Source organism: Methylobacterium hispanicum, from assembly GCF_022179285.1.
Classification (GTDB): domain Bacteria; phylum Pseudomonadota; class Alphaproteobacteria; order Rhizobiales; family Beijerinckiaceae; genus Methylobacterium; species Methylobacterium hispanicum.
Genome location: NZ_BPQO01000006.1, coordinates 101702 through 120997, shown reverse-complemented (window position 1 = coordinate 120997; position 19296 = coordinate 101702). Strand labels below are relative to the sequence as shown.

Annotated in this window: 16 protein-coding genes and 1 pseudogene; 7 read left to right on the top strand and 10 right to left on the bottom strand. The window is 73.2% G+C overall.

Features of this window, described 5'->3' with window-relative positions; genetic code table 11:
* Positions 1-14 precede the first annotated feature (14 nt).
* Both MFF56_RS08970 and MFF56_RS08965 read right to left on the bottom strand, forming a co-directional pair.
* Positions 15-929, bottom strand: a complete 915-nt coding sequence (locus MFF56_RS08970; RefSeq protein ID WP_066927569.1) for a site-specific tyrosine recombinase XerD — start codon at positions 927-929, stop codon at positions 15-17.
* Positions 926-1081 carry a histidine kinase gene (locus tag MFF56_RS08965; protein WP_066927583.1) on the bottom strand — a complete coding sequence of 52 codons (156 nt, stop codon included), beginning with the start codon at positions 1079-1081 and terminating at the stop codon, positions 926-928. The genes MFF56_RS08970 and MFF56_RS08965 overlap by 4 nt, the downstream gene beginning before the upstream one ends.
* 223 nt (positions 1082-1304) lie before the next feature.
* On the opposite strand from MFF56_RS08965, the pseudogene aroB reads away from it, so the two are divergent.
* Positions 1305-3054, top strand: a pseudogene (gene aroB, locus MFF56_RS32270) (3-dehydroquinate synthase).
* A 72-nt stretch (positions 3055-3126) separates the two neighbouring features.
* On the top strand, positions 3127-4365 hold the full coding sequence (locus MFF56_RS08950) for a glycosyltransferase family 87 protein (protein ID WP_066927012.1): 1239 nt from the start codon (positions 3127-3129) through the stop codon (positions 4363-4365).
* A 42-nt stretch (positions 4366-4407) separates the two neighbouring features.
* Here MFF56_RS08950 and MFF56_RS08945 read toward each other — a convergent pair whose 3' ends face one another.
* The 5 genes from MFF56_RS08945 to MFF56_RS08925 all read right to left on the bottom strand — a co-directional run bounded on the left by MFF56_RS08945 (position 4408) and on the right by MFF56_RS08925 (position 10324).
* Positions 4408-6855 (bottom strand): glycoside hydrolase family 2 protein, encoded by a 2448-nt coding sequence (locus MFF56_RS08945; RefSeq protein ID WP_066927011.1) that lies wholly within the window; start codon positions 6853-6855, stop codon positions 4408-4410.
* 118 nt (positions 6856-6973) lie between these two features.
* On the bottom strand, positions 6974-7945 hold the full coding sequence (locus MFF56_RS08940) for a DUF1839 family protein (RefSeq protein ID WP_238229948.1): 972 nt from the start codon (positions 7943-7945) through the stop codon (positions 6974-6976).
* A gap of 5 nt (positions 7946-7950) precedes the next feature.
* The gene (locus MFF56_RS08935) at positions 7951-8910 is read right to left on the bottom strand and encodes an amino acid--[acyl-carrier-protein] ligase (RefSeq protein ID WP_066923725.1); all 960 of its coding nucleotides are present in this window, start codon (positions 8908-8910) and stop codon (positions 7951-7953) included.
* Positions 8910-10067 carry an acyl-CoA dehydrogenase family protein gene (locus tag MFF56_RS08930; RefSeq protein WP_066923723.1) on the bottom strand — a complete coding sequence of 386 codons (1158 nt, stop codon included), beginning with the start codon at positions 10065-10067 and terminating at the stop codon, positions 8910-8912. Before MFF56_RS08930 ends, MFF56_RS08935 begins: the two co-directional genes overlap by 1 nt.
* A 2-nt stretch (positions 10068-10069) precedes the next feature.
* Positions 10070-10324: an acyl carrier protein gene (locus tag MFF56_RS08925; protein ID WP_066923728.1), complete on the bottom strand. Its 255-nt coding sequence runs from the start codon at positions 10322-10324 to the stop codon at positions 10070-10072.
* Positions 10325-10530: 206 nt separating this feature from the next.
* Between MFF56_RS08925 and MFF56_RS08920 the strand changes: the two genes are divergently transcribed.
* The 4 genes from MFF56_RS08920 (at position 10531) to MFF56_RS08905 (ending at position 15322) form a co-directional block, all read left to right on the top strand.
* Positions 10531-11808 (top strand): acyltransferase family protein, encoded by a 1278-nt coding sequence (locus tag MFF56_RS08920; RefSeq protein WP_238229947.1) that lies wholly within the window; start codon positions 10531-10533, stop codon positions 11806-11808.
* 4 nt (positions 11809-11812) lie between these two features.
* Entirely contained in the window at positions 11813-13801 is a 1989-nt protein-coding gene (locus tag MFF56_RS08915; RefSeq protein WP_238229946.1) for a GumC family protein, read from the top strand.
* On the top strand, positions 13798-15078 hold the full coding sequence (locus MFF56_RS08910; protein ID WP_066918073.1) for a hypothetical protein: 1281 nt from the start codon (positions 13798-13800) through the stop codon (positions 15076-15078). Before MFF56_RS08915 ends, MFF56_RS08910 begins: the two co-directional genes overlap by 4 nt.
* Before the next feature lie 79 nt (positions 15079-15157).
* Positions 15158-15322, top strand: coding sequence for a hypothetical protein (locus MFF56_RS08905; RefSeq protein ID WP_156453431.1), 165 nt, complete (start codon positions 15158-15160; stop codon positions 15320-15322).
* Positions 15323-15585: 263 nt separating this feature from the next.
* Here MFF56_RS08905 and fliJ read toward each other — a convergent pair whose 3' ends face one another.
* Both fliJ and fliI read right to left on the bottom strand, forming a co-directional pair.
* On the bottom strand, positions 15586-15993 hold the full coding sequence (gene fliJ / locus MFF56_RS08900) for a flagellar export protein FliJ (protein ID WP_066918072.1): 408 nt from the start codon (positions 15991-15993) through the stop codon (positions 15586-15588).
* A 61-nt stretch (positions 15994-16054) separates the two neighbouring features.
* Complete coding sequence (gene fliI, locus MFF56_RS08895) at positions 16055-17407, bottom strand: flagellar protein export ATPase FliI (protein WP_238229945.1); 1353 nt, start codon at positions 17405-17407, stop codon at positions 16055-16057.
* A gap of 422 nt (positions 17408-17829) precedes the next feature.
* Between fliI and ctrA the strand changes: the two genes are divergently transcribed.
* The gene (ctrA, locus tag MFF56_RS08890; RefSeq protein WP_066927780.1) at positions 17830-18531 is read left to right on the top strand and encodes a response regulator transcription factor CtrA; all 702 of its coding nucleotides are present in this window, start codon (positions 17830-17832) and stop codon (positions 18529-18531) included.
* Between the two features lie 333 nt (positions 18532-18864).
* On the opposite strand, the gene MFF56_RS08885 is transcribed toward ctrA, so the two are convergent.
* Positions 18865-19287, bottom strand: coding sequence for an organic hydroperoxide resistance protein (locus MFF56_RS08885; RefSeq protein WP_066927778.1), 423 nt, complete (start codon positions 19285-19287; stop codon positions 18865-18867).
* Between the last annotated feature and the right edge of the window lie 9 nt (positions 19288-19296).

Genomic DNA, 19296 nt, shown 5'->3' with positions numbered 1-19296 from the left:
GCCCGGCGCGCGCCTCACTCGTCCATCAGCGGGTGCAGGTCGCGCACCATCCCCTTGAGGCGCTCGTCGAGCACGTGGGTGTAGATCTGCGTGGTCGAGATGTCGGCGTGGCCGAGCAGCTCCTGCACGATGCGCAGGTCCGCGCCGTTCTGCAGCAGGTGGCTGGCGAAGGCGTGGCGCAGGACGTGCGGGCTGATCCGGTCGGCACGGATCCCGGCAGCGGCGGCCGCCACCTTCAGGTCGCGGCCGAAGGCCTGCCGGGTGAGATGCCCGCTCTCGCTGTCGGCGGGAAACAGCCACGCCCCCTCGGCCGTCAGGCCGGCGAGATGCTCGCGCATCGCCGCGCGGGCGAGGTCGGTCAGCGGCACGAGACGCTCGCGCCCGCCCTTGCCCCGCACCACGAGGTAGCGCTCGCGGGTCGTGCCGGCCGAGCGCGGCAGGCTGATCAGCTCCGAGACGCGCAGGCCCGTGGCGTAGAGCAGTTCCAGCAGGCACAGCATCCGGCGCGCGCGCGCCGCCTCGCCGGCGTTCTCGGACGCCCCGACCCGCGCGCGCGCCACGGTCAGAAGGCGATCGACCTCGGCCACGCCGAGCACCTTCGGCAGGCTCTGCGGCCGGCGCGGGCCGGAGACGGGCGCGGACGGATCGGTCTCCGCGAGCCCTTCCGCGTACAGGAACTTGTGGAAGCCGCGGATGCAGGAGAGCTTGCGCGCCGCCGAGGAGGCCTTGAGGCCGAGCGTCTCCAGGGTGGCGAGGTAGGCCCGGAGCGTCGCGGCCTCGACCGTATCGAGGTCGATCCCGCCTTGCGCGAGCCAGGCCCGGTACGCGTCGAGGTCGCGCCGGTAGGCGGAGAGCGTGTTGGCGGCCGCCCCCCGCTCGGCCGCCAGCATGTCCAGATAGGCGCCGATCTCCGGATCGGGCGGGCTCACCGGTTGGCCGGCGGCTGCAGCTTGGCCGGAGGAATCGTCACGCTCATCTCGCGCGGGGTCGGCTTCACGAAGGTCGCCAGGGCGAACATCCCGGCGAAGACGAGGCCGGCGAGGATCGCCAGCGTCGCGAAGAAGCGGAACAGAGTCGGCACGTCGGGACAATCTCGGTCGAGCGGGAGCGGCGCCGGCAGGCCGGGAGGTTCGAGCAACCCGGGGCTCTCGCGTTGCACCACGCGCCCGCCCCGATGGCAAGGCCCCGCGGAGCACACCCGCGGTCACAGCTTCGGGGCGAAGCTCGGCCGTACCGGCGCCCCGGCCGTTCCCTGTCCCCGGCAAACGCGCTAAGACCCGGCATTCCATGCGAAGTCTGCTGCGATGAACGAGCCTGCGGAGCCGGGCGGAGAACCGATCGAGGCGCGTCTGCGCCGGGCCCTGGGGGCCCGGTCGATCGTGCTCGTCGGCCTGATGGGGGCGGGCAAGAGCACCGTCGGACGGCGGCTGGCCCAGCGCCTCGGCCTGATCTTCAAGGACGCGGACCACGAGATCGAGGCTGCGGCAGGCCTCACCATCCCGGACATCTTCGCGATCTACGGCGAGCCGAGCTTTCGCGACGGCGAGGAGCGGGTGATCGCGCGCCTCCTGCGCGCGGGCCCGCTCGTGCTCGCCACCGGCGGCGGCGCCTTCATGCGCGACACGACCCGGGCGCGGGTCGCCGAATCCGGCGTCTCGGTCTGGCTGAAGGCCGAGCTCGACGTGCTGATGCGCCGCGTGCGCAAGCGCGGCAATCGCCCGCTCCTCGAGACCGAGGATCCCGAGGCGACGATGCGCGCCCTGATGGAGGCACGCCACCCGGTCTACGCCGAGGCCGACGTGGAGGTGGTCTCCCGGGACGTCTCCCACGACCGGGTGGTGGACGACGTGCTCGAAGCCCTCGTCGCCCATCTCGACCCGTCCGCGCCGCCCGCGGTCGCCGCGCAGTAAGTCCAGACACCGACCCAAGGCCATGTCCGACAGCCCCCTCACCGTTCATGTGCCCCTCGACGCGGGCCGCGCCTACGACATCCTGATCGGGCGCGGCCTCGTCGCGGAGGCCGGCGCGCGCGCCGCCGCGCTCGGGGCGCGCGCCGCCGGCATCGTCACCGACGAGACCGTGGCGGCCCTCTACGGCGACCGGATCCGCGGGAGCCTGGAGGCGGCGGGCCTGCGGGCCGGGCTGATCGCGGTGGCGCCGGGGGAGGCCTCGAAGTCCTACGCAGGCTACGCGGCCGTCTGCGACGGGCTGCTCGCCCTCAAGATCGAGCGCGGCGACCTCGTGGTGGCGCTCGGCGGCGGCGTGGTGGGGGACCTGGCGGGGTTCAGTGCCGCCACGCTCCGGCGCGGCGTGCGCTTCCTGCAGGTGCCGACCACCCTGCTGGCCCAGGTCGATTCCTCGGTCGGCGGCAAGACCGGGATCAATTCCCCGCTCGGCAAGAACCTCGTCGGCGCCTTCCACCAGCCGCGCCTCGTGCTCGCCGACACCGCGACCCTCGACACGCTGTCGGAGCGCGAGATGCGGGCGGGCTACGCGGAGGTGGCCAAGTACGGCCTCATCGGCGACGCCGACTTCTTCGGCTGGTGCGAGGCGAACTGGCGGGGCATCTTCTCGGGCGGGCCCGAGCGCGACGAGGCGGTGGCGATCTGCTGCCGCGCCAAGGCCGGCGTGGTGGTGCGCGACGAGCGCGAGGACGGCGAGCGCGCCCTGCTCAACCTCGGCCACACCTTCGGCCATGCCCTCGAGCGCCTGACCGGCTACGAGTCCGCCCGGCTCGTGCACGGCGAGGGCGTGGCGATCGGTCTGGCGCTGGCCTTCCGCTTCTCGGCCCGGCTCGGGCTCTGCTCCGGCCAGGAGGCGGGGCGGGTCGCCAACCACCTCGCGCTCGCCGGCCTGCCGACCCGCCTCGCCCAGGTGCCGGGCGGCTGCGGCGACGCCGACGCGCTCCTCGACGCCATGGCGCAGGACAAGAAGGTGCGCGACGGCGCCCTCACCTTCATCCTCGCCCGCGGCATCGGGCAGAGCTTCATCGCGCCCGGCATCGACGGGGCAGCGGTGCGGGCCTTCCTTGAGGACGAGCTGCGGGCGGGCTGAGCCGCCGTTAACCGCACCGGAACCGGCCGGGCGCATGCTACGAGCGATCGGGACCGTCCGCGGGAGTGGGGATTGCGCGCGCCCTCGAGACCTCACGCCGCGCTCGCGGATCTGCGCGACCTCGCGGGCAGCGACGCGCGGCTCTACAGGCTCGCGCGGCTGGCGAGCCTCTGGCTCCTGCCGCTCATGTTCGGCATCGTCCTCGTCGGCTTCGAGATGGGTCCGGTACCGGGGTCCGGCTGCGCCGCCAACGCGGTCGGCGTCGACTTCACCCAGGTCTGGGCGGCCGGTCAGGCCGCGCTGCGGGGCGGGGCCGCCGAGCCCTACGACCTGCCGCGCCACCTCCAGAACCTGCGCGAGGCCTTCGGCCCCGATTGCCGCTTCGCCTGGCACTACCCGCCGGTCTTCATGCTGCCGGCCGCCGCGGTGGCGGCGCTGCCGCCTGCGGGAGCCTTCCTGGCCTGGACGTTCGCGGGCGTCGGCCTTCTGGCCCTCGCGCTCCGGCTCGCCGGGGGCCGGGCGGCGCTCCTCGTCGGGCTCGCCCATCCGCTGGTCTTCTGCAACCTCGTCTACGGGCAGAACGGCCTCTTCACCGCGGGCCTCCTGACGCTCGGCGCGCTCCTCGTCGACCGGCGCCCGCTGGTGGCGGGGCTCTGCTTCGGCCTCGTCGCCTACAAGCCGCAACTCGCCGCGCTCGCGCCCCTGCTGCTCCTCGTCACCGGGCGCTGGCGCTGCCTCGGCGCATGCCTCGGCACCGTCCTGGCCCTCTGTCTGGCCGCGCTCCTGGCCTTCGGCAGCGCCCCTTGGCTCGGCTTCCTCGGCACGATCGGTGAGACCGACCGCATCATCCTGCGCCAAGCCGCGGCGGGGCTCGACCTCAACGCCAGCGCCTACGGGGCGGTACGGCTCGCCGGCGGGCCGTTCGCCCTGGCCTGGACGGCCCAGATCGCAGCGAGCCTCGGCGCGCTGGCGCTGGCGTGGCGGGTCTGGGCGACCTGCCCCGATCCGCGCATGCGGGCCGCGACCCTGCTCGCTGCCGCGCCGATGCTCTCGCCCTACGTGCCGGTCTACGACCTCGCGCCGGTGGTACCCGCCACGGTGCTGCTTGTCGTCGCGGCGCGTCGGGCCGGCGGCCTGCACGCCTACGAGCGTTGGTTGCTGATCGCAGCCCCCCTCACCGCCGGGCTTCGGGTCGGCGCGGAGGCGACCGGCATCTGCTTCGGGCTGATCTTCGCGCTGGCGACGCTCGCCTGCATCGCGGCCCGGGCCCTGCCGCAGCCGGCGACGCGGGGCCTCGGGGCGCTGCCCTAGGAACCCGCACAGGGCCCTCGGGCCCTCGAGGATCCCGCGACCTCAGCCCTCCGGGCCGAACGTCGCCGTCTCGACGGCGTTGAGCGCCCGCACCCGGCCGCGCGGCAACCGCGTCGCACCCGGGAAGGTGATCCGTCGCTCGGTCCCGGGCGCGAGGTGGAACCACGTGTCGTCGGGCCGCGCGCCCTCGGCCTCCACCTGCACGCCCAGCGCGTGTCGCTCGGCGCGGATCCGGATGGCGGCACCGTCCACGACCACCGCGAGGCCGGTCTCCACGGGCTCGGGGCTGCGCCCGCCCGGGAAATGGAAGGCCTCGGCGATCACCGCGCCCGCCGGGTCGCCGAGGCTCGCGTGTCCCAGCGTATGGGCCGGCGGCCCGAACCGGTAGCTGTCGGTGGCGTCGAAGAAGCGGCCCAGCAGCTCGGCCGACGAGAGGGTCTGGGTCGAGCGGGGTGCGAGGCTGACGGCGCGCTCGGCCCCCGCCACCGCTCGGCCCGTCGCGTCCGTGAAGGCGAGGCGCAGGGTGAGCGCCCGCGCCACCGCGGTCTCGTTGTGCAGGTGCACGTGGAGCCCGTTCAGCCCCTCGTCCGAGAGCGTGACCTGAACCGGCCGGAAGGCCCGCTTCAGGGCGTACCAGCCCGATTTCGGCTCACCCCGCGCGTCCACGATGCCCCAGCCCGTGCCGGGGGCGAGGTCGCGCAGGAACCAGACGAGGCCGCCCGCGGTCGGTGAGCGCGCCCGGCGCCACTCGGCGAAGGTCGCCTCCATCACCTCGGCGACGGCGGCGCGGCCGAGCGCGCGGTAGCGCTCCGGGTCGGCGCGGCGAAGGGCTGCCGGATCGACGCCGTAGAGCAGGCCGGCATAGTGGTCGCGCACCTGCTCGAAATCCCAGTCCGCCCCCCGGTCGCGCGGGATGCCGGCGCTCCAGCGCGGCGATTCCGGGTCGCCGAGCCCCATCGCGGCCAGGCTCGCCTCCTCGGGCAGGTTGGCGAAGGCGAGGCACTCGGTGGCGAAGCCGACCTCGGCCCGGCGGGCGTCCTCAAGGGGGCGGCGATAGGCGCCGACCCCGTAATAGTGCGTCACGCCGGCCGCCGTGGAGAAAGGCAGGTCGCCGCCCGAGGGCGAGTTCGGCACCACGGCGAGATCCGGGCGGCGGGAGGCCGCGAGCGCGGGCAGTCGCTCGCCCGCGAAGGCGTCCGCCCAGACGGACCGAGGCGCGCCCAGCATCGCCGCCTGCTGCCAGACCTCGCTGCCGCCGGAGAGCGCGCAGAGCGCGGGCGAGAGCTGGGTGCGGTCGAGGAGGTCGGCGATCTCCGCTTCCAGCTCGGCCCGGAAGGCGGGGTCGTCGTGCGGGTAGTCGAAATTGGCGAGCATCAGGTCCTGGAAGACCAGGATGCCCAGCTCGTCGCAGAGGTCGTGGAAGGCTTGCGATCCGTAGAGCGTGATGCCGGGGACCCGCAGCATGTTCATCCCGGCCTCGCGGGCGAGGTCGAGGAGCGGGCGCGTGTCCTCCCGAGCACCCCCCAAGCCGACGAGGTCGGGTGGCGTCCAGTTGGCGCCGCGGCAGAAGACCGGGACGCCGTTCACCGCGAGGCTCAAGCCCTCCTCGAAGGGGCGGGTCGGCGTGAGCGTGCGGAAGCCCGTGCGGCCGAGATCGTGGGTGCGCCCGTCGAGACCGACCGCGACCGCGTGCAGGCGCGGTTCGCCATGGGTGTGGGGCCACCAGGGCGCGATGCCGGGGAGGTCCAGCGCGCCCTCGAACAGGTCCGGCCCCGTCCGCGCCAACACCACGGAGCGGCCGTCGCAGCGGAGAACCGCCCGCTCCACCGGGCCCGCGACCCGGAGCCGGGCGACGAGCCGCCCGGTCCCCCCGTCGAGGCGGGCGGTGAGATCGGCCGCGATCAGATCCGGCATGCCCTCCGGCAGCGGCGTCAGGGTGATCGGGCGGTAGGGGCCGACGAGGTCGATCTCCGGGCACCAGCCCGGCATGAAGCCGAGGAGGCTCGTGCGCGCGTGGCGCAGCGAGCCCGGCGTCGCGAGGCGGGGCCGCCAGCGCCCGCGCTTGGCCGGCCGGTCGAGGGCGGTCTTCAGCGAGCGGAAGCAGAGGACGAGATCGTTCGTGCCCACGAGATCCACCGCGACCGCGTGGGCGCGGAACATCGAGCGGCTGTCGAGGATCGGCGCCCCGTTGAGCCAGACCTCGCAGAGGGTCGCCAGCCCCTCGAAGGCGAGGCGCGCCCGGCCGGTGCCCGGAAAGCTCGTGCGGTACCAGACGTCGCGGTCGTGGATCGGCTCCGGCTCCGGCTCGGACCAGAGGCCCGCGTCGCGCAGCGCCGCCGCGGCGGTGCCGGGGACGCAGGCCGAGATCCAGCCGTCGAGCCCGGCGAGATCGCCCGGCCCCGCGCAGGCGCCGGGCGGGGTCGTCACGAGCTGCCAGGGGCCGCCGACGGGCAGCGGCGGGACGCCGTCGACGGCGCGGATGCGGGCCATGCTGGGTCTCGGAGGGGATCGATCACACCGTATCCGGGTGATCTGTTCGGGTCGGGCGAGCGCCCCCTCTCCCCGCGCACGGGGAGAGGGGATGCGCGTCGAGCGGACGTCGTTGCCCTCAGCCCAGCGCCCGGTCGAGTTCCGCGAACACCGCCTCGTACTGCGCCGCCGCCTTGTCGAGGCGCGCGGCGAGCCCCTGCGCGCTGCGGCGGTGGAAGGCGCGGGCGAGCTGGAACTGGAAGGTCTTGGCCTCCTGCGCCAGCCCCTCCGCCGCCGCGGCCGCCGCGGAGAGATCGGCCGCGCCATGCCCGTCGAGCCAGCGCAGATGGCTGCCGAGCAGCTCGAAATTCGCCCCGAGCTGACGCGTCGTATTGAAGGCGTAGGCGTGGAACACGCCCAGCGAGCGCCCGACCAGCGCGTCCGCCGCCGTCGCGAGCGCCGCCTGGAAGGCCAGCACCGGGCTCTTCGCGGGCGCCCGCGCGCGGTGGCGCCGCAGCAGGTCGAGGGCAGCGGTCGGAAGTTCCGCCTCCGGCAAGGGAGCCGCGCCCGCCTTCACGAACTCGGCGTAGGGCGGCAGCTCACTGGGCCCGAAGATGCCGTCGTAATCGGCGCCCGAGAGCGTGAAGCGGCCGGCATTGTGCAGGTAGTCGAGCGTCCTGGCCGCCGGATCGAGCGCCAGGATGCCGATCGTGGTCTTGGCGTGAGAGCGACCGTAGGTCGTGCCGGCGGTGTCCGGCAGGTAGAGCGCATCGACCTCGACCAGCACGGGGCAGCCCCGCGCGGCCTGGACCAGCGCGTGCCGCTCCAGCCCGTCGTAGACGGCGAGTTCGAGGATCTCCAGCCCGTAGAGCCGATCGATGTCGGCGGAAGGCGGCTTGAAGAAGGTGAACTGGTCGCCCTCGAAATCCTGCCGCAGGGTGAAGCCCAGCAGCGCCTCCGGCACGAGGCCGCGCCCGTGCAGCAGCTCGATCCAGAGATCGACGTAGCAGTTCGTCTCCGGCCAGTGCCGGTCGGCGGCGTGCAGCGGGTGCGCGATGTAGGCCGGAGCCGGGGCGGGCTCCGTCCGCGAGAGGTCGAGGGCGGCGCTCACCGGCTTCAGCCCCAGAGCACCCGGCGCACGCCCTCCGGCCAGGCGGCGAGGTCGAGGCCGTGGTGGCGCAGCAGCGCCAGGGTGATGCGCTCCAGCCCGAACCCGACGCAGGCCGTGTGGGCGACCTCGCCATCCGCCTGCACGAGGTCCCAGGTCGTGCCGAAATGGTCCTGGTGGTAGTTGAAGCTGAGGCAGGCGGTCGGCTTCTCGACGCTGTTGACCGGCACGTTCAGCTCGAACTTCAGGCCCTGCGCCCGCTGGTTGTTGGCGAGCATGCGGCCGGCGCGGCCGAAGAACGGGTCGTTGGCGGCGTCGATCGCGAGCGGCAGCGCGAGGTCGCGGATCATCTGGGTGCCGCGCTCCAGCCAGCTCTCGCGGAAGGCCAGCACCTGGTCGGGGCTTCCCATGCGCACGTACTCGCGCATCCGGAAGAGCTGCATCCGGGTCGGCTCCAGCGAGGGCTCGCGCCGGAAGCAGTAGGATTGCAGGTCGAACAGCCGGCCCTCCGCGGGGAGCGGGCCGCGCGCGGCGGCGACCGGATAGAGCGGGTAGCAGGCGGCCGGGGTGAGCACGATATCGGTGGCCCGCTGGCCCGCCGTCCAGTCCTCACCCGCCTCGACGCAGGCCAGGAGCTTGGCGTGCTCGCCCTCGTGCCCGCAGAAGCTGTGCACGGTGCCGGCGAGGTTCGGGAAGCCCTTGAGGTAGCCGGAGCGCTCGAAGGCCGGCCGGCTCATGCCGGGGGGAAAGCGCAGCACCTCGGCGTTGTCGGCCGCACCCAGCCGGCCGATCAGCCGGTCGAGGGCCTCGACCACGCTCTCGAAGGCGCCGCTGCGGCCGTAGAGGCCGTCGACGCCGGTGCGGACCAGGAGACCCTGATCGAAGAGCCGGTCGAGGAAGGTCGGCTCGGCGAGGCCGTCGTCGTCGAGGGGCTCGCAGAAGGTCGGGGCGGGGGATAGCGATTCCATCACGCGCTCATGAGCTGGCCGGAGCTCTTCTGCACGAGCAGGAGCTTGGCGGTGTTGGCGAGGATGCGGTCGTTGCCGATCATGAGCGGCGCCGAGAGGACGTCGCGCAAGGGGCGGCCGAGGCTGAAGGGTGTGCCGTTCTTGTACCCGGCGAGCCCGACGATCCCGAGCGCGCGCTGGACGATGTCGACCGCCATGTCGGAGGCGGTGGTCTTCAGGTTGTTGAGCATCACCGAGAAGGCGAGCGAGTCGAGGAGGTCGGCGTTGCCCTGCGCGTCCTCGAAGCGGCGGAGCGCCGAGACCAGCGTCGCCTTCATCGCCTGGAGGGCGTTGGAGAGTTCGGCGAGCCTGAGCGCGGTCGGCGGCACCTGGCCCTGGCGCTTGCGCGCCTCGGCCTGCACGAAGACGCGGGCGCGATCGACCGCGAAGCTCGCGATGCCGAACCACACGCTGCTCCAGAGCAGGTGCGAGGCGGCCAGCATCGACTGCGCGGCGATCTCCGCGAAGGGTTTCGGCAGGATCTGCTCGACGGGCACGCCGCGCGCCTCCAGCCGGAAGCCGTCGCTGCAGGTGCCCCGCATGCCCAGCGTGTCCCAGGTGCTCGTCCGCTCCAGGGTGATCTGGTCGCTGAGCAGCGCCACCAGCACCTGGTCGGAGGTGGCAGCCTCGGCGTTGCGCCGGGCGGTGGCGAGGATCAGGTCGGCCTGCGCCCCGTAGGAGATCACGGAGGCGTCCTTGGCCAGAGCGAACACCCCGTCCTCCGCCTCGACGGCGCAGAGGCTGTTGCGCAGGTCGCCGCCGATGCCGGCCTCCGTGGTGGAGGAGGCGACGAGGAGCTGCTCCGAGGCGATACGCTCCATCAGGCGGCAGTGCCACGCGCTGTCGAGCCCGTGGCTGACGAGGCTCGACACCTTGATGTGGTGCATGGCGAAGACCATGGCGGCCGCGCTGCAGGCTTGGCCGAGCGCGTAGCAGCCCTCCGCGATGTCCGTGAGGCCCGCGCCCTCGCCGCCGAACTGCCGCGGGATCTGGAGGCCCAGAAGGCGCTCGGCCTTCAGGGCGGCGACCGCTTCCGCGGGGAAGCGGCCTTCGCGGTCCACCGCGTCGGCGTGGAGCGCCGCCACCGAGGCGGCGCGTGCGAAGCGCTCGGCCAGCATGGTCAGGCGGCTTCCGCCTGGACCAGGCCGGAGACGGTCTCGCGGATGCTGCGGATCGTCGAGAACGACTTGCGGCTGAGGAGGTGGTCGGGGAACTCGACGTCGAAATGCTCCTCGAGCGCCAGCATGAGCTGCACTGAGCCGAAGGAGTCGAGACCCTTGTCGAACAGGTTGTCGTCCTCCGCGATCTCCGCGGCGATCGGAGCCAAAGCCTCGTTCCGCGCGAGAATATTACGGATGTCTTCCAGCGAAACCATCAAGAGCCCCTATGAATTTGCCTTTTGTACGGTAGATCTCGGACACGAAGAAAGTCAAACCCGTTCCGGATCCGTGGTAAATCAGAAACCAACCGGCCGGCGACGGCGGCGGGGCCGGGGATTTACACCCTGTTACGGCATCGCCCCTGCACGCCGGGATCGCGGGGTCGCTCGCCGGTCCCGTGGTCGAACGGGAACACACCACGATGGAACAGAGAGCGGACAGGGCAGCCGAGCCGGCGTCCCGTTTCGAAACGCTCGACGCGTTGCGGGGCGTCTGCGCGCTGGCGGTCGCCTTCTTCCACATGCCGTTCGCGCACCCGTTGCGGGAAGCGCCGCGCTTCGACAACGTGCAGTTCTGTGTCGACGTCTTCTTCGTCCTGTCGGGCTTCGTGCTGCTGCACGCCTACGGAGCGCGGCTGGGAAGCCCGACCCAGGGCCTGCGCTTCGCGCTGGCCCGCTTCGGCCGCCTGTGGCCGCTGCACGCCGCGACGCTCGGGCTTCTGATCTCGCTCGAGGCGGCGCGCCTCCTCTACCTCGCCGGCCATCCGGGCACGCCCGTGGTCACGCCGCCCTTCGGCCCAGCGCACCGGCCGGTCGAGGTGCTCACCCACCTGCTGTTCCTGCAGGACTTCATCACCTTCGGCGAGTTCAGCTGGAACGTTCCGGCCTGGAGCATCGCGGTCGAGTTCTACGCCTCGCTGGTGCTCGCCGGCACCGTGATGCTGGCGGGGCCGCGGGCGCGCTGGGTCTTCGCGGGTCTCGCCCTGCTCGCCGCCCTCGCCCTCCACGCGGTCAGCCCCCGGACCCTGTTCGCGATAGAGGATTGGGGCATCCTGCGCTGCCTGTTCGACCTCTTCGTCGGCTGTCTCGCCTACTGCCTGCGCGACGCCGCGCGCGCGCCGGACGGCGGCGCGGGCTGGGCCGAGGCCGGGGCGATCGGCCTCCTCGTCGCGATCCCGGCCCTGGTGCCGCCGGGGGACTGGGCCTACGGCGCGCCCGTGGCCTTCGGCGCCGCGATCGCCGTCCTGTCACACGGGCGCGGCCCCGTCTCGGCCGCGGCCCGGCGCGGGCTGCCGCAGGCGCTCGGCCGCTGGTCCTTCTCGGTCTACCTGCTCCATCTCCCGGTGATCCAGGTGTTCCTGGCCGGCTTGCACTACGCGGTGCCGCGCGTCGGGAGCCTGCCGCCCGGCAGCGAGACCGGGAGCGTGGATCTCGGCGGGCCGGCCCTGAACCTCGCGACGGCCCTCGCCCTCGTCGCCGCCGCCGTCGTCCTGGCGGGGCTGAGCCACCGGCTCGTCGAGCGGCCGACGCTCGCGTGGTTCGGGGCGCTCGACCGGTGGCTGTTCGGGCCGCGGCCGACGCCGGGCCCGAGTGCCGCCGTGTGTCAGATTGAGAAGACGCCGTGGCGGCCGGCCGGTGGGGATTGGTCACCACTCGGACAGTATTTCTGGCCCCGAGCAGTGTTGCGTCGGCCGGAGTGACGTCGTGGAGCAGGTGCGGGCTTTGCCGCCGGCCGGATCGGTCTCGGGTCCCCGCCTCGCCGGGGGCACGGCGGTCGGCCCGTCCAGCGGCACGCTCGCGGACCTGTGGGGCTCGGCACGGCGGCGCTGGTCTTGGATCGCGGCGGGCGCGCTGCTGGCAGCCTGCCTCGGCGCGCTCTTCGCCCTGCGCCAGTCACCGAGCTACCGGGCGAGCGTCGAGATCCTGATCGACCCGCAGGCGCTGCAGATCGTGGGGCGCGGCCTCTCCAGGCCGGACACGCCGCCGCAGCTCGACTTCGCCAATCTCGAGAGCCAGTCGCTGATCCTGCTCTCCGCCAAGGTGCTGGAGCGCGTGGTCGCGCAGTTGAACCTCGGCGAGGATCCGGTCCTGACCCGCGGGGCCAAGCCCGGCGCCGACCGGGCCGGCCTGGCGCTCGAGGCCCTGCGCAAGCGCCTCATCGTGCGCCGGGTCGAGACCTCGCTGATCTTCCAGCTCACCGCGACCTACCCGGAGCCGCGCCGGGCCGCCGAGATCGCCAACACGATCGCGGCCGTCTATTTCGAGGTCTCGGCCGGCGACCGGCTCGCCGCGGTCCGGCGCGCCAACGAGACCCTGCTGACCCAGCTCAACGACCTGCGCGGCCAGCTCGACCGGGCCGACCTCGCGGTCGAGCGCTACCGGGCCGACAAGGGGCTGATCGGCTCGGGCGAGTCGGGCCTCCTCGTCTCGCAGCAGCTGCGCGACCTCTACGGGCAGATCACCACCGCGGAGGCCGAACTCGCCCGGCTCTCGGGCCGGCGCGAGAAGGCCAAGGCCTGGGCCGCGGCCGACGGCCCGCCCGCGACGCCGGAGGCGGGCGCCTCCGCGGTGATGATCTCGCTGCGCGCGCAGCACGCCCAGAGCACGCAGGAGATCGCCCAGCTCTCGCGCAGCCTCGGCCAGAACCACCCGCAGATGATCGCCCTCGCCGCCCAGCGCGCCGCGACCGTCCGGCTGATCGCCGCGGAGGCCGACCGCATCCGCCGCACCATCGACGAGGACGTGCGCCGCGCCGAGGAGGGCCTGAAGCACCTGCGCAAGCGGGCCGAGGCACTCGTCACCTCGCAGACCAGCAGCAACGAGGAGGGCATCCGCCTGCGCCAGCTCGAGAGCGAGGCCGAGGCGATCCGGCGGACCTACAACCTCGTGCTCGGCCGCACCAAGGACCTCGAGCAGCAGGAGATGATCAACCCGAGCAACTCGCAGATCGTCTCCAGGGCCGTGCCGCCGCTGAAGCCCTCGGACACGCCGATGCCGATCGTCGCGGCCGCCGGCGCCCTGCTCGGCGCGGTGCTCGGGCTCGCCGCCGGCTTCCTGTTCGACCTCTGGCGCGGGACCTTCGCCTCGGCCGCCGCCCTCACCGCCTCCGGGCTGCCGGTCTGGGCGCGGCTGCCGGTGCCGCGCCGCGCCGGGCAGGACGGCCCCGACGCCGACCAGGCCCTCGTGGCGGTGGCCCGCGAGCTGCGCGACCGCCTCGCCGCCCGGCCGGGGGCGACGATCACCGTGGCCTCGGAAGGGCTGGGCGCGGAGCGCCTGCGCACCGCCCACGTCCTGACCGAACTGCTGATCCGCCTGGGCGCGCCGACGCGCCTCGTCCCCGGGACGCTGCGCCCGCAGCGGAGCGCGACCGAGCCCGCCCCCCGCCTGTCGCCGGCCCGCCAGCTCCCCCTGCACCAGCCCGCCGCGCGGCCGGAGCTGATCGTGACGGAGCGCGACGTCACCGACGGCGAGAGCTGGCTCGCGATCCCCGAGACCTCGGACGCGATCGTCCTCGTGATCGCCCCGGGCCGGACCACGCGCGGCCGCCTGGCGCGACTGATCGAGATCCTGGACGGGACCGGCGGCTTCCGCCGCGCGGGCCTCATCGGGATCGTCGCGGTCCAGCCGGGGCGCGCGCCGCTCGCGCGCCGCGCGGTGCCCCGGGGCGCCGCCGTGGCGGTGAGGCCGGCGTGAGCGCCGTGGACGGGCGCGCGCCCTACCAGTCCGGCGCAGCCCTGTGCGCGCTGATGGGCGCGCTCCTCTTCAATGCCGGGCTCTGCTTCCTGAACACGATGGGCCTGCCGGTCACGGGCGGCACCGTCGCCGGCGCCGAGGCCTGCATCGTGATGCTGGCGCTGGCCTTCGCGCTCGACGCGCGCGCGGGCCCCTGGCTGGTGATCGCGGTGCTCGCCGCCTACGCGATCCTGCTCCTGGTGCTGCGGGGCTCGACCGATCCGAAGATGATCCGCGACCTGCTCATCCCGGTCGCCTTCTACAATCTCGGCCTGCGCGCGCCCGACATCCGCGACGCGGACCGCGCGGCGCTCGCCGCCGGCCTCATCGTGGTGGCGATGGGCCTGTTCGAGTACGCGGCGCTGCCGCTCTACGAGCAGTTCTTCAACATCGTGCGCTACTACATCGCCCGCGGCAGCATGTCGGCCGCCGAGATCAACGGCCTCACCGGCTCGCTCTTCGTGAGCGGCGTGCGGCCGGATGCGCGCACGATCCTGCCCTTCCTCGGGCCGCACCGGGTCTCCTCGGTGTTCCTCGAACCGGTCTCGGCGGGCAATTTCGGCGCGATCCTGTTCGCCTGGGGCCTCTACCGGCCGGGGATGCGGGGCCGGGGCTGGCTCTTCGCCTGCGCGGCCCTCACCATCATCCTGGCGGACGCGCGCTTCGGCGCCGTCGTCTGCGTGGCGATCGCCGCCGCGCTCCTGGCCGCACACCGGCTGCCGCGCCTGCTCTGGTTCGCCCTGCCCTGCGCCATCCTGCTGGCGCTCGCGGTCTGCGGCTTCGAGAGCACGGCCTCGGACCGGAGCAACAACTTCGTCGGGCGCCTGCTGGTCGCGGCCGAGATCGTCACCGCGCTGCCGCTCGAAGGCGTGCTGGGGATCAGCGCCGAGAAGGTCTTCGTCTCGGACGCGGGCTACGCCTACGTGCTGCTCCAGATCGGGCTCGTGGGCGGGCTGGCGGCTTGGCTGCTCTTCGTGCTGATGCCCGCCGGCAACGCGGATGCGTGGCGGCTGCGCTGCGCGGTGGCGGCCTACATCTGCCTGCTGCTCGTCATCAGCGACTCGCCCTTCTCGATCAAGACCGCCGCCCTGCTCTGGTTCCTGCTCGGCGCCGCCGACGGCGCGCGCGCGGATCCGGCCGCCGGCGCGGACGCGACGGCGGACACGGGTTCCGGCGCGGGCCGGGCCGCCGACCTCCGATCGGCCGAGCCGGCCGGCATCCTGGGAATGGCCCGATGAGCGACAGAGCGAACAATTCCGGTGCGCTGCGCCGGATCGCGGCGCTCGCCGTATCTACGCCTACCCGATCCAGCAGGTCGTGCTCGGGCCGACGCCCGGCGCGCATCCGCTGGTCCAGGCCCTCGCGAGCGCCCTCCTGGTGATCGGGCCGGCAGCCCTGTCCTGGCAGCTGATCGAGAAGCCGGCCCTGAACCTCAAGGCGCGGCGCCTGCTCGCGCCGGACACCGCACGCCTGCCGGGCTAAGCCCAGTCGAAGGGCCGAGTTCGGCGGACGGACTCGGGACCCGAGGCCGGAGGTCGTTCCGGTCGGCACCGGGGCCTTGCGGACTCGACCCTGACCCCGCGCCGCCTGCGGCAGCCCCTGGGCGTGGGGCTCCCGGCGACGCCGGCCCAACGAACGGAAAAACGCCGCATCGCGGGGCACGGACCCCGGCGATGCAGCGCAGCGATGCGCGACGGCGAGGCGGAGCCGGCCACCCGGCCCCGTACGGGACTTCGCGGCCAGCCTCAGGCGCGGGCGCGTCCGAGGCCGATGCCGTCCATCGCGGCCTGCTCGCGGGCGGCCTCGGCGGCGCGCTCGGCGGAGCGCTCGCGGTCGTCCAGGATCTCGACCTTCTTCAGGTCCTCGAAGGCCTCGCCGAGCTCGGCCTTGGCCTCGGCGAGCTGGTCCTCCAGCGCGGCGGCCGACTGGCGCATGTTGTCCCGGCGGCCGGCGGCGGCGCGGGCATAGGTCGGGTAGGCGAAGTGGGCGGTGTCGGAGATGCCGGCACGGGCCTCCTCCTGGGCGATCTCCCGGTCGAGCTCCTGGGCCATGCGCAGGAAGTCGGCCATCATCATCTCGATCTGCGTCACACGGCGGCGCTTCTCATCGACCTGGAAGCGGCGCAGGCGGATCAGCGTGTCACGCGATTTCATGGGGGGACGCTCACTCCACGCTTCGACGGAGGCCCCAACCGGTCATCCCGGAACGCGCCTCTCACCCCGCCCCCACGATCTGGGCGAGACGTGCGTAACCTTCACCGATGGACGTTGCTTCTTCCTTACCCTGTCCCAGAAAAGCCTCGATATCCGGCATCAGCGCCACCGCCTCGTCGACCTCGGCCGAGGAGCCGGCGCGGTAGGCGCCGAGGCGGATCAGCTCCTCCATGTCGCTGTAGGTGGCCAGCACCCGCCGCGCCCGGCGCACCACGGGGAGGAAGGCTGGGTCGCAGGAGCGCGGCATGGTGCGCGAGACCGAGCGCAGCACGTTGATCGCCGGGTAGCGCCCGCGCTCGGCAATGGCGCGCTCCATCACGATGTGCCCGTCGAGGATGCCGCGCACCGCGTCCGCCACCGGCTCGTTGTGGTCGTCGCCCTCGACCAGCACCGTGAACAGCGCCGAGATGGTCCCCTCCCCCACCCCGGGCCCGGCCCGCTCGAGCAGGCGCGGCAACTCGCTGAACACGGTCGGCGTGTAGCCCTTGGCGGTCGGCGGCTCGCCGGCGGCGAGCCCGATGTCGCGCTGGGCCATGGCGAAGCGGGTGATCGAGTCGATCATGCAGAGCACCCGCGCGCCCTGGTCGCGGAAGTGCTCGGCCACCGAGAGGGTGACGTAGGCGGCGTTGCGGCGCATCAGGGCCGGCTCGTCGGAGGTCGCCACCACCACGACCGAGCGGGCAAGGCCCGCCGCACCCAGGTCGTCCTGCAGGAACTCCTGCACCTCGCGGCCGCGCTCGCCGACGAGGCCGATCACCGCCACGTCCGCGGCGGTGTAGCGGGCGAGCATCGAGAGCAGCACCGACTTGCCCACGCCCGAGCCGGCGAAGATGCCCATGCGCTGGCCGGCGCACATGGTGAGGAACGTGTTGATGCAGCGCACGCCGAGATCGAGCGGCGTGCCGACCCGGCGCCGCGCGTGGGCCGGGGGCGGGTCGGCCCGCAAGGGGTAGATCTCGGGCCCCTGCGGCAGCGGCCCGAGCCCATCGACCGGGCGCCCGAGCGCGTCGATCACCCGGCCGAGCCAGCCCTGGGACGGCCGCACCGCGCCCGCCGCCTCGTCGCGCACGAAAGCCGGGCAGCCCCGGCGCACGCCCTCCAGCGAGCCGAACGGCATGGCGAGCGCCCGCTCGCCCTGGAAGCCGATCACCTCGCAGGGGATGAGGCCCGCCACCCCCTCGACGTCGAGCCGCCCACCCAGCCGCATCGCCGAGACCGGCCCCGCCACCTCGACGAGAAGCCCCCGGATCGCCACGACGCGCCCGTAGGTCTCGACCGTCTCGACCCGCTCCAGCGCGGCCCGCAGGGTCGCGAGCGAGGGCGGCGTGGGCTTGGCCGGAGGATTCTGCGACACCCGCTCGCCCCTCAACGCTTCGTTTACCTCCCTCCTTAACACTGCGCTCATCGGGCTTGTAGCGACCCGTACCCGCGATGCCGGGCAGGAGCCTCCACGGGCTCCCGCCCGACAAGGCGCGCCGGCGTGACCGGCGCGCAACAGGGCTCACGGATCCGTTGCGGGCGAGGCACTTGGGCAGGGGATCGAGCGTTCGGTACGCGCGGCGTTGGGGGTCCTGTGAGAACAGACCGTCAACGACTCAGGTTCGGGCCTGGGCGAGATGCGAACGGACCGCTTGCAACCCGGAATCAGGTTTTGTTAACGATTAACGCATAGCGTCGTACGTCAATGTCGTGGCAACGCTCTTCCACAGGACCGTGGGAGAGCGCGGCGGGGACGTGTCCGTACGATGATGCGGCCGGCGGGGCTGGGGACCGACGATGCGGGTACTTCTGATCGAGGACGACAGCGCCACGGCGCAGAGCATCGAGCTGATGCTCAAGTCCGAGAACTTCAACACCTACACCACCGATCTCGGTGAGGAGGGCGTCGATCTCGGCAAGCTCTACGATTACGACATCATCCTGCTCGACCTGAACCTGCCCGACATGTCGGGCTACGAGGTTCTGCGGTCGCTTCGCGTCGCCAAGGTGAAGACGCCGATCCTGATCCTGTCGGGCATGGCCGGCATCGAGGACAAGGTGAAGGGCCTCGGCTTCGGCGCCGACGACTACCTCACCAAGCCCTTCCACAAGGACGAGCTGGTCGCCCGCATCCACGCGATCGTGCGCCGCTCGAAGGGCCACGCCCAGTCGGTGATCACCACGGGCGACCTCGTGGTGAACCTCGACCAGAAGACCGTCGAGGTCGGCGGCGCCCGCGTGCACCTCACCGGCAAGGAGTACCAGATGCTGGAACTCCTCTCGCTGCGGAAGGGCACCACGCTGACCAAGGAGATGTTCCTCAACCATCTCTACGGCGGCATGGACGAGCCCGAGCTGAAGATCATCGACGTGTTCATCTGCAAGCTGCGCAAGAAGCTCGCCAACGCCAGCCAGGGCCGCAACTACATCGAGACCGTCTGGGGCCGCGGCTACGTGCTGCGCGAGCCGAACGAGGTCGAGGAGCGCATCGCGGTCTGACGCCCCCCATCGCCGATCCCCGCACCCCGCCGGTGCGGAACAGGGCCTGCCGCCGCGGTTTCCCCGCGCCGGCGGGCCCTTTCGTTTTCCGGCCCCCTCCCCTGCCGGCCACGGGGCCGGCCCTCGGGTTCTCGCCTGCTCACCGGGAGGCCGGCGGCAATCCTCGGGTCGGACCCGAACCGCGCCGTGCCCCCTCTCCCGCACGGGAGAGGGAGCCCGCGCCCTGTACCGGCCTCCTCTGCGTTCGGCGGAAGCCCCCGAAGGCAAGACGGACGGGCCCGGTCGCCTGGACCGGACCCGCCCTCAAGATGTTCGCCCGCGCCGATCCCGCGCTCAGGCCGCGGTGACCTCGACACGGATGTTGCCGCGGGTGGCGTGCGAGTAGGGGCAGACCACGTCGGCGCGCCGGACGATGTCCTCGGCCTGGGCCCGCTCGATGCCCGGCAGGGTCGCCCGGAGGGCGACGGTGAGGCCGAAGCCGGTGCCGTCCTCGCGCTTGCCGATGCCGACATCGGCCTCGACCTTCGCGTCCTCCGGGATCTTCACCTTGTCCTGCGCGGCCACGAACTTGATCGCGCCGAGGAAGCAGGCGGCGTAGCCGGCCGCGAAGAGCTGCTCGGGATTGGTGCCGGCACCGCCGTTGCCGCCGAGCTCCTTCGGGGTGGCGAGGCCGACGCTCAGCCGCTCGTCGTTCGAGGCGGCGGATCCCTCGCGGCCGCCGGTCGCGTGGGCATGGGCGGTGTAGAGTGCCTGCATGGTGTTCTC

What these genes read in the sequence shown, in the direction of transcription:
- ctrA (WP_066927780.1), top strand. Translation starts at nt 17,830, where the DNA reads ATGCGGGTACTTCTGATCGAGGACGACAGCGCCACGGCGCAGAGCATC.
- MFF56_RS08925 (WP_066923728.1), bottom strand. Translation starts at nt 10,324, where the DNA reads ATGGTTTCGCTGGAAGACATCCGTAATATTCTCGCGCGGAACGAGGCT.
- fliJ (WP_066918072.1), bottom strand. Translation starts at nt 15,993, where the DNA reads ATGAAATCGCGTGACACGCTGATCCGCCTGCGCCGCTTCCAGGTCGAT.
- MFF56_RS08920 (WP_238229947.1), top strand. Translation starts at nt 10,531, where the DNA reads ATGGAACAGAGAGCGGACAGGGCAGCCGAGCCGGCGTCCCGTTTCGAA.
- MFF56_RS08935 (WP_066923725.1), bottom strand. Translation starts at nt 8,910, where the DNA reads ATGGAATCGCTATCCCCCGCCCCGACCTTCTGCGAGCCCCTCGACGAC.
- MFF56_RS08945 (WP_066927011.1), bottom strand. Translation starts at nt 6,855, where the DNA reads ATGGCCCGCATCCGCGCCGTCGACGGCGTCCCGCCGCTGCCCGTCGGC.
- MFF56_RS08930 (WP_066923723.1), bottom strand. Translation starts at nt 10,067, where the DNA reads ATGCTGGCCGAGCGCTTCGCACGCGCCGCCTCGGTGGCGGCGCTCCAC.
- MFF56_RS08885 (WP_066927778.1), bottom strand. Translation starts at nt 19,287, where the DNA reads ATGCAGGCACTCTACACCGCCCATGCCCACGCGACCGGCGGCCGCGAG.